13 protein-coding genes are annotated in these 17,011 nt (G+C 45.3%); all 13 read left to right on the top strand.

The window, feature by feature from the left end; genetic code table 11:
• The 13 genes from essC (at position 1) to MKY66_RS24930 (ending at position 16,999) form a co-directional block, all read left to right on the top strand.
• Entirely contained in the window at positions 1-4,005 is a 4,005-nt protein-coding gene (essC, locus tag MKY66_RS24990; RefSeq protein WP_076210967.1) for a type VII secretion protein EssC, read from the top strand.
• A 128-nt stretch (positions 4,006-4,133) separates the two neighbouring features.
• A complete protein-coding gene (locus MKY66_RS24985) occupies positions 4,134-4,406 on the top strand; it encodes a WXG100 family type VII secretion target (RefSeq protein WP_076210969.1) in 273 nt (90 codons plus the stop codon).
• A gap of 71 nt (positions 4,407-4,477) precedes the next feature.
• Positions 4,478-5,227 (top strand): vWA domain-containing protein, encoded by a 750-nt coding sequence (locus MKY66_RS24980; RefSeq protein WP_076210971.1) that lies wholly within the window; start codon positions 4,478-4,480, stop codon positions 5,225-5,227.
• A gap of 18 nt (positions 5,228-5,245) precedes the next feature.
• Positions 5,246-5,527, top strand: a complete 282-nt coding sequence (locus MKY66_RS24975; protein WP_076210973.1) for an EsaB/YukD family protein — start codon at positions 5,246-5,248, stop codon at positions 5,525-5,527.
• 37 nt (positions 5,528-5,564) lie between these two features.
• Entirely contained in the window at positions 5,565-6,923 is a 1,359-nt protein-coding gene (locus MKY66_RS24970) for a hypothetical protein (protein WP_076210975.1), read from the top strand.
• Positions 6,924-6,944: 21 nt separating this feature from the next.
• Entirely contained in the window at positions 6,945-7,754 is an 810-nt protein-coding gene (locus tag MKY66_RS24965; protein WP_076210978.1) for a hypothetical protein, read from the top strand.
• The gene (locus MKY66_RS24960; protein WP_076210980.1) at positions 7,755-8,030 is read left to right on the top strand and encodes a WXG100 family type VII secretion target; all 276 of its coding nucleotides are present in this window, start codon (positions 7,755-7,757) and stop codon (positions 8,028-8,030) included. It abuts the gene before it with no gap.
• Positions 8,031-8,047: 17 nt separating this feature from the next.
• Positions 8,048-8,407 carry a WXG100 family type VII secretion target gene (locus MKY66_RS24955; protein ID WP_076210982.1) on the top strand — a complete coding sequence of 120 codons (360 nt, stop codon included), beginning with the start codon at positions 8,048-8,050 and terminating at the stop codon, positions 8,405-8,407.
• A 12-nt stretch (positions 8,408-8,419) separates the two neighbouring features.
• On the top strand, positions 8,420-13,231 hold the full coding sequence (locus MKY66_RS24950; RefSeq protein ID WP_076210984.1) for an RHS repeat-associated core domain-containing protein: 4,812 nt from the start codon (positions 8,420-8,422) through the stop codon (positions 13,229-13,231).
• Positions 13,228-13,587, top strand: a complete 360-nt coding sequence (locus tag MKY66_RS24945; protein ID WP_076210986.1) for a hypothetical protein — start codon at positions 13,228-13,230, stop codon at positions 13,585-13,587. The genes MKY66_RS24950 and MKY66_RS24945 overlap by 4 nt, the downstream gene beginning before the upstream one ends.
• A gap of 709 nt (positions 13,588-14,296) precedes the next feature.
• A complete protein-coding gene (locus MKY66_RS24940) occupies positions 14,297-14,650 on the top strand; it encodes a hypothetical protein (RefSeq protein ID WP_076210988.1) in 354 nt (117 codons plus the stop codon).
• 469 nt (positions 14,651-15,119) lie between these two features.
• Complete coding sequence (locus tag MKY66_RS24935; protein ID WP_143760315.1) at positions 15,120-16,355, top strand: S-layer homology domain-containing protein; 1,236 nt, start codon at positions 15,120-15,122, stop codon at positions 16,353-16,355.
• A 14-nt stretch (positions 16,356-16,369) separates the two neighbouring features.
• Positions 16,370-16,999: a hypothetical protein gene (locus MKY66_RS24930; protein ID WP_256704220.1), complete on the top strand. Its 630-nt coding sequence runs from the start codon at positions 16,370-16,372 to the stop codon at positions 16,997-16,999.
• Positions 17,000-17,011: the final 12 nt, after the last annotated feature.

The raw sequence follows: 17,011 nt of genomic DNA, 5'->3' as shown, positions 1-17,011 counted from the left end.
ATGTCCCATTTTTTCTATAAGAGATCGCCTAGGATTATTAAGGAAACATCGGGAGAGGAAGTGGAAATTTTCTCCCCGCCCTCACTTCCTCAACCACCACAATTGAACATTATCTCGATTATGGTTCCCATCATGGTTACAGTTGCAGGTGGGGCGGCAATGATGACTTTTTACCAAAGTCGGGGGAATGGGCAATTTGTAACCGTACAGATGATTTCCCTCTGTATGATGGTTGTTTCATATTTTGTACCTGTACTGGTTCATTTCCAGAATAAAGCAAAGCATCGTAAGAAAATTAAAGATCGTGAACGTTTATACGACAATCACATTAATGAGAACAGGGAAACGCTGCAGAACTGGAAGAACGAATTGATTTTGAACTGGCACCAAACCCATTTGGATCCACAATTTTGTATCAATATGGTCAAGGAGCGAAGCTCTTCGGTATGGGAGCGAATTCCACAGGATTTTGACTTCTTGAAAGTCCGCGTCGGCATTGGAACCGTGCCAAGTAACTTCGACATTACGATACCTAAGCAAAATGGAGTCGAGAAGGATCCGATGCTTGAAAAAGCGAGGGAAATGACGGAGAAATTCACTACAATTACGAATGCTCCCGCCCTGTTGGACTTGAGTAAATATCGCATTATCGGACTTGTAGGCTACGAAGAAGAACTAAATATGTTCTGTCGTACTGTTGTGACCCAACTTGCGGCACATCATGCACCTGACGAGCTTAAAATGGCCGTATTTATGAATAAGATGCAACGAGAAAATTGGGACTGGATGAGGTGGATTCCGCATGTGTGGAACGACACCCGTTCGGGCAGATATCTGTTCGAAGAACGTGGATATCAACCTCAATTGATGGAGCAATTATTTACGATGTTACAGCGTCGCCAATGGTTGAACAAGGGGGAGAAAGCACTCCCGTTTTACGTGTGTTTCCTGCCGTTCATTGAGATGCTGGAGCATGAGCCTATTCTTTCTTTGATGATGAAGAGCTCGGAGGTCATTGGCGTCTGCAGCATTGTACTTGCACCGAGCAAAGACGTTCTTCCGAAGGAATGTGAACTGGTTATTGATTTGCATTCGGCTGAAGGGGTCATGCGTTCAACGAATGTAACGGGGGGTTCCGCTGGCGATGCTACATATGCCAAGCCTAAGGATGAGATTCCATTTGTACAACCCTTCAAATCAGATCAGATGACACTGGAACAAGCAGATCAATTTGCACGTCAGATTGCTCCGTATCGGATCAAGCGGAATTCTGCGGATGAGATTGTAAATGTACTGACGTTGTTTGAATTATTTGGAATACAGAATATAGAACAGTTTCATGTGGAAAACAATTGGCAGAAGTCACGTTATCCCAATACCCTGCCTTTCCCTGTGGGTGTTAGAGGGGGGAAAAAGCCGGTTCTGCTGAACCTTCATGACAAGATAGAGCGTAAAGGACATGGTCCTCACGGACTTATGGCAGGAACAACCGGTTCAGGTAAAAGTGAAGTTATTCAATCCATTATTGCATCACTTGCGGTTGAATATCATCCCCATGATATGGCTTTTATGCTGATTGACTATAAAGGTGGGGGCATGTCCAACACGTTCCAGGAATTGCCTCACGTTATTGCCACAGTAACGAACCTTGAAGAAGAAGGGTTAATCGAACGGTCTAAGGTTTCCCTTAAATCCGAGCTTAAACGAAGACAGCGGTTATTCATTGCTGCTGGTAATGTACAGCATATTGACGAATATTATCTTACAGAGTGGAAAGATCGGGATCCTCTCCCGCATCTATTCATCGTCATCGATGAGTTTGCCCAACTGAAAAAAGACCAACCGGAGTTCATGAGTGAATTGGTTTCCATTGCGGCTATTGGTCGGACATTGGGTGTGCATCTGCTCTTGGCAACCCAGAAACCAGGCGGCGTTGTAGATGATAAAATCTGGAGTAACTCCCGTTATAAAGTCTGCCTTCGAGTTCAGGACGAAAGTGATAGTCGTGAGATGATCCGAATTCCGGATGCTGCTCATATTACAAACCCGGGTCGTGGTTTTCTACAAGTCGGTAGTAATGAAGTATTTGAATCCGTTCAATTCGCATGGAGCGGTGCTCCGTATCGACCAGATCAGAGTATTACGCAATCTGACCGCAATATGTATGCTTATGAATTAGATGGACGCAAGACCAAGTTAAGTGACCAGCTCGAGTTGCTTCAGGAAACAAAACCTGCTGAAGAAAAGACACTCAGTAAAAAACAATTAAACGTTCTTATTGAGCATATCGCGATGAAAGCAGAACGCGAAGGTATTCAGCGTCTACCAGGTCCTTGGCTGGAGCCATTGCCTAATCATCTGACCTTGGAAGATCTAGCTGTTAGTTCAAGTGAATCAGGTAAAATTTTGAATCCGCAAGTTGGACTTATTGATGATGTAGTGAACCAAAGACAATTTCCACTTCGGATCGATCTCGAATCAGGACATTGGCTAATATATGGTATGCCAGGTACGGGGAAAACAACATTTATCCAAACCTTGCTCTATTCACTGGCAATGGAAACAACACCTAATGATGTGAATATCTATGCGCTCGATTTCGGAAGAATGCTGAAGGATTATACTCTATTGCCTCATGTAGCGGATGTCATTCAGGATGATCAGGAAGAGAAGATGAACCGATTGTTCAATTATCTGGAAGAGACCATTAGTAAGCGTAAAACACTGTTTGCTGAAACAGGAGTGAAATCTAGATTGTCTTACTGTTCCGAAACTGGAAATACGCTGCCAGCCATACTTGTTATTATCGATAGCTATGTTAGTTTCCGAGGACAGTTCGAGAAGCTTCATGAGAAGCTGGATCCCCTTCTTCGTGAAGGACCAGGATTAGGGATATACTTTGTCGCAACCATTAACCGGATTTCAGACATGCTAGAACGAATCCGTAGTAACTTCCCAAATGCTGTCTCATATATGCTTGCAGATGCAGGGGACTATAACTATGCAGTAGGAAGACTGAACAAAGCACCAACACAGATGCCGGAAGGAAGGGCCTTTGTGAAGGGATCCATTCCTCCATATGAGTTCCAAACGGCATTATCCATTAATGCGGTGAATGAGTCTTCCCGTGCCAAGTTATTGCGCGAACAGTTCGCAGCAATCGATGCTTCCTGCATGACGCCTAAACCGGAGTCTATTCGAGTGCTGCCTGAGATAATCACAATTCCAGAAGCGACAGGTAATCTGAATATGGCTTCTAGTCCTGTTTTACCTGTACACATGAACATTGATAGCTTGAACATGCTCGGCTGGAATATGGAGGAGGATGGCCCATATTTCATGGTGGCAGGAAGAATGGAATCTGGAAAGACATCGCTACTTGTTACTATTGGCCTAATGTCTGCTATGAAATATATACAGGAAGAGCTTGAACTCTATCTGTGTGACTTTAGACGTACGCCACAAGGACTGGGAGTGTTGAAAGACCTTCATCATACGGTGGCATTTGCAACCAATGAGGCCACGATGGAGGAAATGATCGAAGCTCTCCGTTCCAAGCTGGAAGAGAGAGTTGCTGATCCAGATGAATTTGCTCCTAAAATGGTGCTGATTATTGACGACGTTGATTTCATCGCGAAGCGTATTTCCCGAACAATCACAGGGCATCTGGAATACATCACCCGAAACGGACGGGAGCATGGGGTGTATATCATTGTATCCGGACAAGCCAATGCGATCAATCGTAACTATGATGATTGGCTTAAAGACATCAAATCTGCTCAGATCGGCTGGTTATTAGGCACCGCAGAGTCTAACGACGCCGAGTTATTCAATATCAAAGTTCCTTATATTTCTGGCAGCCGTTTGTTGCCAGATGGAGAAGGCTTTTATGTTAAACGTAAGTTCGTAAATGTTAAAACGGTGCATGCATTTGCTAATGGTGTTGCACAGATTGAAGAGCAAGTAGTAATACGAAATGAAAACTCGAATCTTGTCGTAAATTAAGGGTTATAAGGAAAAAAGACTCACAAATGAGTCTTTTTTCCCAAAAAATGTTTGGCAATTGTATAGTTCATTGTATACAATAGTAATTGGTTAAAATTTATAAAATTGGTATAAAGGGGAAGATAAGAATGGTAAGAATTAAAATTACACCTGAAGAGATGGATCAAGCATCAAATAAATTCAAACAAGCTCAACAAGAAAGTGAACAGCTTACTCAGCAATTAAACTCACTAATGCAAACAATGCAAGCTGAATGGGAAGGTATGCAATCTAATGCCTTTTATCAACGTTATACGGAACGTCAGAATGAAATGAAATCTTATATTCAAATGCTTGGGTTTGTTTCGGAAGAACTAAGCAAAATTTCAGATAACTTTAGACGCGCAGATGAAGCAAAATAGTTACATAAGAAGCCAGGTAAATTTACCTGGCTTTTTCTATATCCAGAGTATGAAAATGTGAGGTTATTTCTATGAGTTATACAGTACATGCGACGGGAAGCACGCCCGCTCTATTAATCTATTTAATTGATATTAGTGGTTCAATGACACTTGAACTGGAAGGACAACGGAGGATGGACATTGTCAATGAGGGGTTACAGACCATCATTCGTCAGATTGTATATCGGGCAACAAAAGGTTCAAAAGTGTCTCCTCGTTATCGAATTGCGATTCTTGCTTACAGTGATGAGGTATACGATCTACTAGATGGTGTTAAATCTATTGATCGTATCGCTAATCGTGGAAGTCTACCACCGCTATACCCAAAACGATTCACAGACACGGCGAAGGCATTCAAACAAGCGGAGAAGATTATTCAGTCTGAGCTTCGTAACCTGGAGCACTGTCCTGCCCCTCTGGTCTGTCATATGACAGATGGCATTTACACAGGGGAAGATCCTGAACCGATTGTTGAACGGATCAAAACCATGTCTGTCCCTGACGGAAAAGTGCTGGTTGAGAACATTTTTATTACAGAGGATGCTTCCACTAGCCGGATTCGGGATACACGAGCTTGGAAAGGTATGATGCCGGATTCCTTCGTGGTGGACCCATATTCGGAAAAATTAAAACGAATGTCTTCGGTTTTACCCGAAAGCTATCGCGAAATGATGATGGAATCCGGATATTCGATTCAGAAGGGTGCACTAATGATGTTGCCTGGTACAAGTAAAGACCTAATTTCACTAGGGCTGCAAATGTCTGCTTCCACACCGATGTAACCGTAAGGAGGAGAACACATGGATCGAACATTATTGACTTTAATTATTGATGCTACTGGTAAAAAGACAGATATAGAGCTTCCTAATACGATACCTCTGCATGAATTACTTGAACCCATGCTCAAAGGATTAAATGAAGGTATGGCCCTTACGTTTCAAGCATCCAACTATCGCTACTATCTTAGCAGTGATGGAAGCGAGTGGAATAGCATGGACCTTCAGCAGTCTCTGGAGGATGTAAAAGCAATGGATGGAAGCTATCTTCGCATTGAGCAGGTTAACTCCTTCTCAACAATATAATTTCGAATCATTTTTTGTGCAAAGGGGAGCAAGAATCGTGTTTCCACCTGATATAAATACAGAACTACGAATCAGAAACCAAGTTTACAGACTGGTCCAGCACCCTCAATTCGAAGGCATGCCTTATGGTCAGGAGGGCAGGGAAGGCACAGTATACAAGCTTATTAACAGCTCGGGAGAAAATAGTGCCTTGAAGGTGTTCCGCCCAGCCTTCCGACAGCCATCTGTCATGAAGTTGACAGAGCTCATGGCAGACCTCACAGTCCAATCGGGACTGAGCGTATGGTCACGAACGATATTGAATCCGATAGAAGATATGGAGTTGCTCGGACAGTATCCTGAATTACTTTACGGTGCACATATGCCATGGATTGATGGTGTGACATGGAGTGAATTAATGCTTGGCCGAGAAGCATTATCTCGGGAACAATCAATGAAACTGGCAATGGTTTTGGTATCTACCATGGCTGTATTGGAGCAAGCTGGCATAGCCCATGCCGACTTGTCAGCTTCTAATCTGCTGATCGTCAACTCTAATCAAGAGGCGGAGGACATGTCTGTTGAATTAGTTGATGTGGAAGGAATGTACGCTAAGCAATTGGAGGAACCCGATAATCTGCCAGAGGGTGCAACGGGATATACCGCAACTTTCCTTAGGGAGTATGGGGACTGGAGTCCTCTTGCGGATCGATTTGCTGGTGGAATCCTGCTTGCCGAGATGCTGGCTTGGTCGAGTACAGACATATGTAAGCAAGCGTGGGGAGATAGTTATTTTGATCCACAAGAAATCCAGCAACATAGTGAGCGCTATGTACTTCTTCAAGCGACGCTTGAGCAGCAGTATGGCCCTGAAGTAGCAGCGTTGCTAGCCCGGTTGTGGAATGCAGAGCAACTACAGCAATGCCCAACCTTTGGCGAGTGGCAGATTGCACTGGCTTCAGCGAAGCAATTCGTGCAGCAAGAGGAGATTTCAACATCTGAAATGGAAATAGAGTTGGAGCAATCAGCAGAGGAATCTAATCACTTGCCGAGTGAGTATGCTGTTAACGCTTTGAGTCACGCCCAAGAGATTCAATTGTCTCGAGCTCGTCAATTGGAACGTCAGGGGAATCTGACATCGGCCTTCTGGGAATATGGCAAGCTGATTGAGCAATTTAACGATCGTTCGCCATTTCATGTTGAAATCTCCATTGCCATGGAGCAGGTGCAAGAAGGCATAGATCAGACTGTTTTTAACCCTGAACCTAAGCAGACCCTCGTAAAAAAAGGCTGGAATCAACTAATCCAACAGAATAAACAGTCTGCCTATGACCGTATGTGGATCTATGTTATAGGTGGTTCAGTTGGTGCACTGATTTTTGCGCTGATTATTTATGTTATTGGTCTATTTAAATAGTGTTTGAAGGAGTGCTTTATCTTGGAAAATGAATTAACGGAAGAGTGGTCATTCCAACTCTCTCCTGAAGAGTTTTTCTTCTTGACTCAGTTGGTAGGAGTCCGTCATATAGCTAACTTTAATGATCCTTATCGCGGGTATCTGGCTAAGGAATTGGAAGCGGAATATAAGGTGATTGAAAAGACATTTGTGGAGAAAGGGTATCTGGTTCCGAAGCAAGAGGGGGCTGGCTATGATATGAATGAAATGCTCGGCTATTGCATTGCTGCATGCGGCACTGCCGATGTGATGCATGTGAGTAAGAAGATTGAAGGCACTGGAAAATACGAAGGTCACTACTATTTCACTCCTCGAATCGTTGTTGAACAAACAGTAGATGAATTAGGAGGTATCGTCCTTGTTCCTGTGGCAGATGCCCAGTTAACGTTGGAAGCTATGAAGGGGTTCTTTCCGCTGACACTTCAATATAAGAGTGCAGCCAAAAAGGCGGTCATCAAAGACTGCACGTGGGATCAATGGAATCAGCTTACCGAAGTAGACCAGCGTAATAGACTGGTTCAAGCAGGGCATACGGAAGAACAGGCAGAGCTTGCGTTAGACATCTTCAGTAATGGGGAGCGTTCAGGTTCCATGATGTTTATGAAGAGACATAGACTGATGTGGCATCAGGAAGATTACCACTATGCGCAATGGGGAGACAAACTGTATCTGGCAGTTGAACTGACGGAGGGTACACTTCAATTCCAGCCATACAAGCCGGCGATATTGAAAAAAGCGTTATTACGATTTGCGGATCAAATCGAAAAACTGGATGGGAAAGGGGTCAAATAAATGGCAGACCGTATCAAAATTGAGCCTGAACGTATAAAGGAAATCGCTACCCGATTTCTAGCCAGCAGTCAGGAAAGTATTGCTTTGTCCAGAGAACTGAAGTCATTGATCGATGGAATTACGGGGGAATGGGAGGGGAAATCTCAAGAGCGTTTCTACTCCTCTTACAAAGATGCACATGCTCAACTGGAGAGTGTATCTACTGTGCTAAAGGATGTAGGGGACGAGCTTAAAGCCATTTCGGAGAGATTCAGTAAGGCAGATTCATTAAAGTAAAGTAAGGAGATGTACATATGCCAATTCGGCCTGACGTCGGTAAACTGCAGAGCATTGCCTCCAAATTACGCAGCAACAGCAATAAGCTGGAGAATGAACGCTCCAGTATCAATAGTAATGTCCAGTCCATGATCTGGAAGGGTAGAGTATATCAACACTTTATGGATGATTTCAGGGATACAACTCAGCGGATGAGAACAACTGCGAATGATATGGAACAATTCGCACGCCGATTGGAAGCCTTAGCCAATCAGTTCAAGCAAGAGGACCTTGAAGAAGAGCGTAGAGAGAGAGAACGCCAGGAACGTGAGCGTCAGGAGCGCGAAAGACAACGAGCAGCAGCCGCTGCAGCCACCGCTGCTGCGAAGAAGAAATAAGGGGGAAGCAATGTGAAATTGGAAGTCAGCCTATCTGACCTGAAGCGGACCTCAAAAAGTCTGAATGGTGCCGCGGATGAGATGGGGGATCTGCGTGCGGACCTGAATCGTTCGATGAACAGCCTCAGCTACAAAACCCTCAGCCAAGGCGGGGTACAAAGTACGTTCACCCACCTGATGCGGGAACTGGACGGCTTGCAGAGCAAGCTGGAACTGCTGTCGGAGTTGACCCGGCGCAAACGAGAAGAATATGAACAAGCGGACAGGGACGGCAAAAAATTCAACTGGGGCAAGCTGGCTAGTTTCCTCACCTTTGCACTGGGGACGGTGCTGGATTTTACGCCCGTAGTCGGCAATGTGAAAGGTATTATTGAGGCTATAACTGGCCGGGATCTGGTCACGGGAGAGAAATTGGCTTGGTATGAGCGGGGACTCTCCGTTCTGGGGCCGCTGGGGAAGGGTCTAAACAAAGCTACTTCCCTTCTCAAATTTGCGGATGAAGCCACAGATGCAGCGAAAACCGTAGGTCGTAACGTGGGTGAAGCGATCGATGCCGTACCAACCGGTCCGAACAAGGCGGGGGTACCCGGGAACTCGACCCGTGAAGCCGGGGAGGACATTGCAGGGGCGGCGCCGAAGTCGACCAAGGCAGGCGAAGCCCCCGCAGGTTCCAAGGATACAGGCGACGCGCCAATGATCAGTAACAAACCAACGGGCAAAGCAGACGATGCGCCAAGCGATGCCGGGTCCACACGCCACGATACGGGACTCACCGATGCCGAAAAAGCAGCGGCTGCAGCAGGAACGGCGGCAGGAACGGGCTCTGCAGCGGCCGCTTCGATGATAAAGAAGACACCCGGAGGTAATGCTCCGAAAGGGGCAGAGGCACCAGGGGCGCCCAAGTCGAAGGATATCGAAACTTCGTCGCAATCTCCCTCTACGGGGCGAACCACTGAAACGCAGAATCCTCAGAAATCACATGCAGAAAGTAAAGTGGAGGACCCGATTCACGCAGCGACCGGTCATCAGTTTATGAATCACCGTCTTCTGACGCTGCACGGAGCAGCCGACTGGCCCTTCACCCTGATCTACCATTCGGGACTGTTGCAGCGGGGAGAACTTGGCCTGGCTTGGACGCATCAATATGGATTACGTTTGGATTTGACTCCAAAAGACTTCCAGACTACCTTTGAAGCTAGAGATGTATATCAACCCATCGTAGATGTCTATTGGACTCCGGGACGGAAAAACCGATTTACGCACCAAGGGGACGGCCTTTATCGCAGTGATGACCTGGATGTGAACCATGACGAGCTGACCTACACCGAGCAGGGTTGGCTCTATACAGCCCGTAGTCCGCGCGAAACGTACCAATTCGATCTCAATGGCGTACTGCTTCGTCACACCAACAAGGACGGACTGTCACTTGATCTGGTCCATGATGAAGAAGGAAAACTCCAGCAGTTGCAGGACCGGGTCACGGGACGTGTGCTGACACTGGACTACACCGCGGAAGGAAACCTTGCCGCGGTCAGGGATGCCTTGCGTGAAGCGACATTTGGCTATGATAGCGCAGGATTTCTGGTGCGTCTAACCGAACCGGACGGTACAATCACGGAAATGACCCACGACGGCGAAGGGCGTCTGATGTCGCTGAGCGAAGCCGGCGTTGTTCAGTTTACCAATACCTACGATGAGAAGCACCGAATCATTGCGCAAACCGACCCATCCGGTGCAGCAGGGCGGATGGCATATGATACCGAGAGCCATCCGGGTCAGACGTGGACTACCGTGACCAATCGGCTGGGTCAGGCGCGCATCCTTGTGCATGATGACGCCTTGCAGCTCCTCGAAGTGCATGCCGAAGATGGCGGTATTACTCGATATACCTACACGCCACAAGGACAGATAGCCAGTGTCACCGACCCACTGGGCGAAACGACGACGTATGTCTATGATGAGGATGGGCATCTGATCCGCGAAATCGACCCACTGGGTCATGAAACGGAATATCACTATACCTCACACCACCAAGTTGCGCGAGAAACGGATGCTGAAGGCGGCGTAACTACCTACCGGTACGATGAACAACAACGTCTGGCCGAAGTGACCCGTCCAGATGGCAGGATAGCGAAATGGACCTATACTGAAACGGGACAAACGGCTACGTACCAGGACTTCACGGGAGCCATCTGGACCTATTCCTATAGCGAGACAGGGGAACTGCAGCATACGCTGGATCCGGAAGGTCGACGTTTACAGGTTGATTGGGATGAAGCAGGCCGACTGGTCGAACTGAAGGATGCCGCGGGAAGTGTGAGTCGCCGGAGCTACAATGGCGCAGATCGCCTGACATCCATCACCGACCCGCTAGGCCTCACGTGGCAGACCGTGTATGATGCCAGTGGGCAGCGCATTCGGGAGACCCGTCCGTCTGGAGCCTCCATGCAGTACACGTATACGCCGAATGGTGAAGTCGCGACCATCACCGATGCGCTCGGTCACACCCGGCAGTATACCTATGATGCCGAAAACCGACTGATTGCTGAAACGAATGCGCTCGACGAAACGACTCAACTTTCTTATGACGCCGTAGGTCGATTGCAGACCGTGACTGATGCATTGGGACACATCACGAAGTATCACTATGATGGTGCAGGTCGTCTGGTCTCCGTCATCGATGGCGAAGGTCGGACGGTCCAGCAGCTGACCTATGATGCGGCTGGTCGCCCCGTGGCATGGCAGGATGGACTGGGCCACATGACGCGGCTGCGGTTCAATGCCCTCCATCAACGCGTCGAAGATACCGACGCGGATGGGCATACCCGCCATTATCGCTACGATGCCGCGCACCGTCTGACCGAAGTCATTCAAGGCGAAGGCGCAGATGAAGTGACCTATCGCCAGACATTGGATGGGGAAGATCGGAATACGAGCTACACTGATGCCAGTGGAAACGAGACCCGTCTAACGTATGACCGCAGTGGTCGCTTGCTGCAGGAAACAAATGCGGCAGGCGCACGGACGGCGTACACCTATGATGATCGCGGCTGGCTAAGTACCAAGCTGGATGCCAAGGGACAGGAAACTCGGTACGCATATGATGCTGCGGGTCGCCTGATCCGTGCCACGGATGAAGCAGGTGAAATCGTGCTGACCTACACGCCGGATGGACAGGTGACCCGTGTGCTGGAAGCCGAGCAGCATGAGGAACGAACCTACGATGCGGCAGGCCGATTACTTACCCGAACCGATGGGTTTGGACATCTGCTGCAATATGCGTATGATGCGGAGGGCCGGATGACGGCGCTGACCTACCCGGATGGCAAAGTGGTGCAGTATCGCTACCAAGCCACGGGTGAGCTGGCAGAAGTGAAGGACTGGAATGGTCGCCTGACCCGGTACCGCTATGATGCAAGCGGGAAACTTATCGAGACTCGGCGTCCGAACGGCAGCCAGGAGCAACGGGAATACGATGGCGCAGGCCAGCTCATTCGCCTGACCGATACGAGTGGACAAGGAATTCGGTTGCAGCAATTCAAGTATGAATACAGTCCGGGCGGTTTGCTGCTGAAGGAAGAAAACAAACAGTACACGTATGATACCTTGAAACGCCTACGCAGTGGCGCCGAGCCAGGCCGTGTTGTACACTACACGTATGACCCATCCGGGAACCTGACAACCGAACAGGTAGGAACATCTGAAACGGAATCCACGAGTATGTCGCCAACGCAGCATCTGCACTACACCTGGGATAACCGGCTCCAACGGGTGGGGAACTATCCGGTGGAGATCGATGCCAACGGAAATCTGCTGTATGCAACGGATGGTAACACCGCTTCCGCTTACGAATACGATGCTCGAAACCGTCTGGTGAAGGCAGGCAAGCTGAAATATCGGTACAACCCGCAAGGGGACCGAATTGAACTCGCGCAGCGAGGGCAGGTGACCCGCTATGTGATCGACGATGCGCATGAACTGAGCCGAGTGCTGATGGAGCTGGACGGCGAGGGCAATGTGAAGACGCGGTATGTGTATGGACTCGGATTGATTGGAAGAGAAGATGCCGATGGAACCTATCTCAGTTACCACTATGATCTGCGAGGCAGTACGACGTTGCTAACGGACGTGCAGAACCGGGTGACGGACCGCTATACGTATGGATTATATGGGGAACTGGAACAACATGAAGGATTAACCAAACAGCCGTTTGTGTATAATGGTCGAGATGGGGTCATGACGGATGCCAACGGCCTATATTACATGCGAGCACGGTACTATGATCCGAAGCTGAAACGGTTCCTGAACCGGGATGTGATCCGTGGAGAGATTCAGGATGGGCAGACGTTTAACCGATATGCGTATGTGAACGGGAATCCGGTGAGTTACATTGATCCACTGGGATTGACGAAGTTTGAAACGAAGTCTGAGGGGACGGGTAAGATTGATGGAATGCCCCCTATAGTTCAATCAAGAATAAACTTAAGAAATGGAACTGCAGAGGAAGGGGTAGGATTTAACCACGTACTAGATAGGCATTTTAACCCCAATAAGAATGCTTCCCAATTCTCAGTTACACCTGATGGACTAAAGAACATTCTTCAAAGTAAAGAAGTTGTAAGTACCCCAGTTTCAAAAGTTTTATATTCAGATATAAAGTTAGCAGATGGGTCAATTGAAAAACAAGCTAGATATGTGAGGGAAGTTACTTTAGACTCTAACATAGGAATTGACAAGTTTAGTGGTTCTCCAACAAATATTATGACTGTATTAACCGATAAGCATGGAAATTTAGTTACTGCTACACCGGGGGTGATAAAATGAAACTCATAGGAAGTAAACAAGAACAAGATTTCAGAAAGGAACTTGAAGGTTCAAATTTGGTTTTGGCTAAAGACGGAAAAGCCGAAATAATATTGAATGTGTTAAGAGTTACTTTTGGAGAATTAAAAAGTGCATATATTTTGAATTGGACACCTGAACAAAGCGAGGATATATACACAATGTTGGTTGACATTGATAAAATCGCTAAAGTTGAAATCAGTAGAGTCAATCATTCAGAAGTTCCTTTAATCGAAACTTACAATCTGAGGGATTTCCAAAAACGCTTGAGTAAAATATTCCAAATTAAATTAGCAGTGGCGATTGATTTAGCGAAAACGGAACATCAGGAAGGGTAAAAAATTTTGAAACCTTGAATGGCGTCATGCCTTTCAAGGTTTCTTTTTTTGTAGGGATGGGGGGACGAATGAACCCATTAACACATATAACCCAAGTAATACCTATATGGAGATTTTGAAATTTCTATTTTATTTACACATAAATGCTTGGATTTTATACCCGTTAATAATGCTACTCTGTTACATCAAATATGTTGATTTTGGTTAGATACCACTATGATTTGACCTGTTTTTTTTATCTTCGTTTTCTTGCGGATTTTTCAAAATGTATGCGCTTAGTGAATAGATACCCCGATGGATATAGTATCGAGAGCGTCGCAACTAAATTGTAGGATAGTTAGACCACTAATATATTGACAGGACTTGACTGAACTTTTCTCAAGGTCATGTGTTAAAGGATAGCCACCCGCCCTCTAATTAAGCCCGAAATTCATGAAACAATTCGGGAGGGGGGCGGCACATGAAAGGGGGTCACTTTATCCATCGATCGCATTGTCATTTATGGGGGCAAGAGGTTTTCGCATTAAGTAGCTATCGGAACCGGTGTAATGACAGGATATCCAGATTACTCTTTCGGTTTAAGTAAAACGACCACGCATGCAGAAGCTTCGGTAATTCTGTTGAGAATAGTAAATATAGAAGGTAAGAACGCATCATCGTTCGAAGCACTAAATGAAATTAGAGCAGAGCAGTAGGAACAACATCAAACTTGAATCTAGTGACCCCTTTCTTTGTCTTAGAAGAAAATAAAGACTTCTACAAAGAGAACCCTAATGTGATTCCAGTATTTCATGAAATCACTATTTTTCCTAACGTGAAAAATTTCAGTTCTGATCATATTAGAACTGGTCTGACAACTGCATTAAGTGGACAAAGAGTAGCACCATCTTCATTACCTGAAGAATATGGTTATCTTACATTACCATTACCTGTGTATAATACAGAGCAATTTTTCTCCAAGTATAACTCTACTACTGGTGTGAAAGTATGTATAAAAGAGAATATTAATATTGATAGAAAAGGACTAGTTGCCATGTATTATATGGATGATGGTTCATCTTAGTCTCTCAACAATAAATAAAAGCCTAAGGCAGTCTTAGTCGCAACGGGAAATTTCTATAAATAGAAAAGTATCAAAATTAAAGGATAGAATCAAAACTAAAAAACCTTTCAATGGTGTTTAAAAGCCATTCAAAGGTTTTTCATTATTGAGATGAACCTATGTTGTGAGAAAAGATGAGGGAGAGAGTAGCAAGTACAATACGTAAAGCATTGGGTAATCTAAGTAAGGTAAGAAACATTATCCCTGGACTCAGGGGGATTTATACAAGCAGGAATAAGTCTTAATACCTATGAATAGGCATCGCGTTATGGTAAAATATTCATGGAACTTTAATGGGATATATTGCTTAGTAAACTATTTTATTTAAATAAGTCCTATATATTTGATGATAGCAAAATTTAGATTCAAGAAAAAAGATACATAGGCATAAAGGTTCCACAGAAAACAATAAAAATGGAGCGTGAAAGATTTGAAAAAAGTAACACAACTCATATTAAGCGGTGCATTAGTTTTTGGAATGTTCCCTTTTGTCGGAAACACGAGTCAAGCAGCAGTTACCTCATTTAAAGATGTGCCTACGAACCATTGGGCGAAAGCATCCATCGATGCAGCAGTAGAAAAAGGCTACTTCAAAGGATATAGTGATGGAACATTTAAGCCTGGCTCCACCGTCACGCGCGCAGAATTTGCAGCGTTGCTGGCCCGAGTCGCGAAAGGGACTCCAGAGACTGAGCAAGGTAACGTGTTTAAGGATTTGACCGGTCACTGGAGTGAAACAGAAGTGAATCGTGCAGTATCTCTTGGATTTATTAACGTAAAGGATTATCCAAACGGCTTTAAGCCGAGTACGATAATTACTCGTGAAGAGATGGCCAAGTGGATTAGTTCCGGATTAGCAGCTGCTGACAAAGATTTCGAACAAGCTTTGGAGGATACCAAGACATCTTTAATTCCTGTAAGAGAAGCATTTTCTCCAGGGATCTCTCAAAGTAAAGCACCTTATATAGCAGTAGCGATCGGAACAGGTGTAATGACGGGATATCCGGATAAATCATTTGGCTTAACTAAAACCACTACGCGTGCAGAAGCTTCGGTAATTCTATTGAGAATAGCCAATATGGAAGGTAAGAAGGCATCGTCGTTCGAAGCACTAAATGAAATCAGATCTGTCGGGGTAGCGAAATCTAATTTTAAAGAAATTACTCCATTTGAATTTACAACTGGTCGTGATTTTTCAGATGCAAGCGAGAAGAAAGTGACATTTAGCAATAAAAGTGGGAGTCTAGTTCTCCATCGCACTATAGCTGTTGATGCCTCCGATTGGAACAATAAGAAAGGAGTATATGCCCCGTTCTTTATTTCGGAATCGGAAAAAGATTGGTATCAGTCTACTGCAAAAAGAAAAAATATTGTGGCCGTTTTTCAAGAAATAACAATTTATCCAAGCAAAAAAGGATTTAATCTGGATGACTATAGAGGTGGCTTAGCGAACTCATTCTTTGGTCAAAGGCTAGATCAAGACATGACAAGGCAATTCGGGTATAAAACTCTACCGTTTTCAAACGCCGAGAACTTTTTTTCGAATTATTCATCGAACAACGGAGTACGGTTGTGGATTGGTAAGTGGTACGATAAAAACTACAAAGGACTCGTGGCAAGGTTTAAAACAGATGATGGTTCAGGTGTAAGTATTTATGGGAGATGAGTGAAAGGCGATTTATGAAAAATAAAATTCTGCATATTATCTTAATTATGACTGTATTAATGGGAATTTACCCCCACGGTGAAGCGAGAGCTAGTGATTACCATTTCAACAAAGGTTATCCAAGTAATCTTGAAAAATTGATTGCTACTGATGCTCAAGGTAGATCAAGAGGAAAACAAAAAATAAAAGTACTTGTTACTGGGGAGAAAGATCCCAATCCTAAGGTGATATGGACACAGGGGGATGAGGAAGTATGGTCCGCAACTGGAGAGTTACCAAGTAGTAGGGTCACTACGACAACACATTGGAACCAGGGTGGAACTCGTGGATATCCAGTCAGTAAGAGGTTTATTGACAAGATAGATGCTACTGTTTACGCTCCAGATTCTCTGGAAGATATCAATGGGAATGCGTTTGATAGAAGGTTTATGGATGATCTTGGAGTTAAAGATATTAACTATTTAGATGGCCCAGCATATGAACCTGGCAATGAAAAGCCGAGATTTACACAAGGTGATAAATTCATTGAGATTAACGTGTTCACAGGTTACCCGAAACCACTCAGTGAAGAAAAAGAATATGGTACTAGACCTGACGATAAAAAAAAAATGGCAAGTAGCATATTGGACTCCGTTGCATATTGATTATATAGCTCA

This window comes from Paenibacillus sp. FSL R5-0766, assembly GCF_037971845.1.
GTDB lineage: Bacteria > Bacillota > Bacilli > Paenibacillales > Paenibacillaceae > Paenibacillus.
Note: the sequence above shows the minus strand (reverse complement) of the source record. Positions and strands in the feature narration are given on the sequence as shown.

Excerpts from the sequence above, each read along its gene's own strand:
- essC (WP_076210967.1), top strand. The coding sequence starts at position 1 with ATGTCCCATTTTTTCTATAAGAGATCGCCTAGGATTATTAAGGAAACA.
- MKY66_RS24985 (WP_076210969.1), top strand. The coding sequence starts at position 4,134 with ATGGTAAGAATTAAAATTACACCTGAAGAGATGGATCAAGCATCAAAT.
- MKY66_RS24980 (WP_076210971.1), top strand. The coding sequence starts at position 4,478 with ATGAGTTATACAGTACATGCGACGGGAAGCACGCCCGCTCTATTAATC.
- MKY66_RS24975 (WP_076210973.1), top strand. The coding sequence starts at position 5,246 with ATGGATCGAACATTATTGACTTTAATTATTGATGCTACTGGTAAAAAG.
- MKY66_RS24960 (WP_076210980.1), top strand. The coding sequence starts at position 7,755 with ATGGCAGACCGTATCAAAATTGAGCCTGAACGTATAAAGGAAATCGCT.
- MKY66_RS24955 (WP_076210982.1), top strand. The coding sequence starts at position 8,048 with ATGCCAATTCGGCCTGACGTCGGTAAACTGCAGAGCATTGCCTCCAAA.
- MKY66_RS24945 (WP_076210986.1), top strand. The coding sequence starts at position 13,228 with ATGAAACTCATAGGAAGTAAACAAGAACAAGATTTCAGAAAGGAACTT.
- MKY66_RS24930 (WP_256704220.1), top strand. The coding sequence starts at position 16,370 with ATGAAAAATAAAATTCTGCATATTATCTTAATTATGACTGTATTAATG.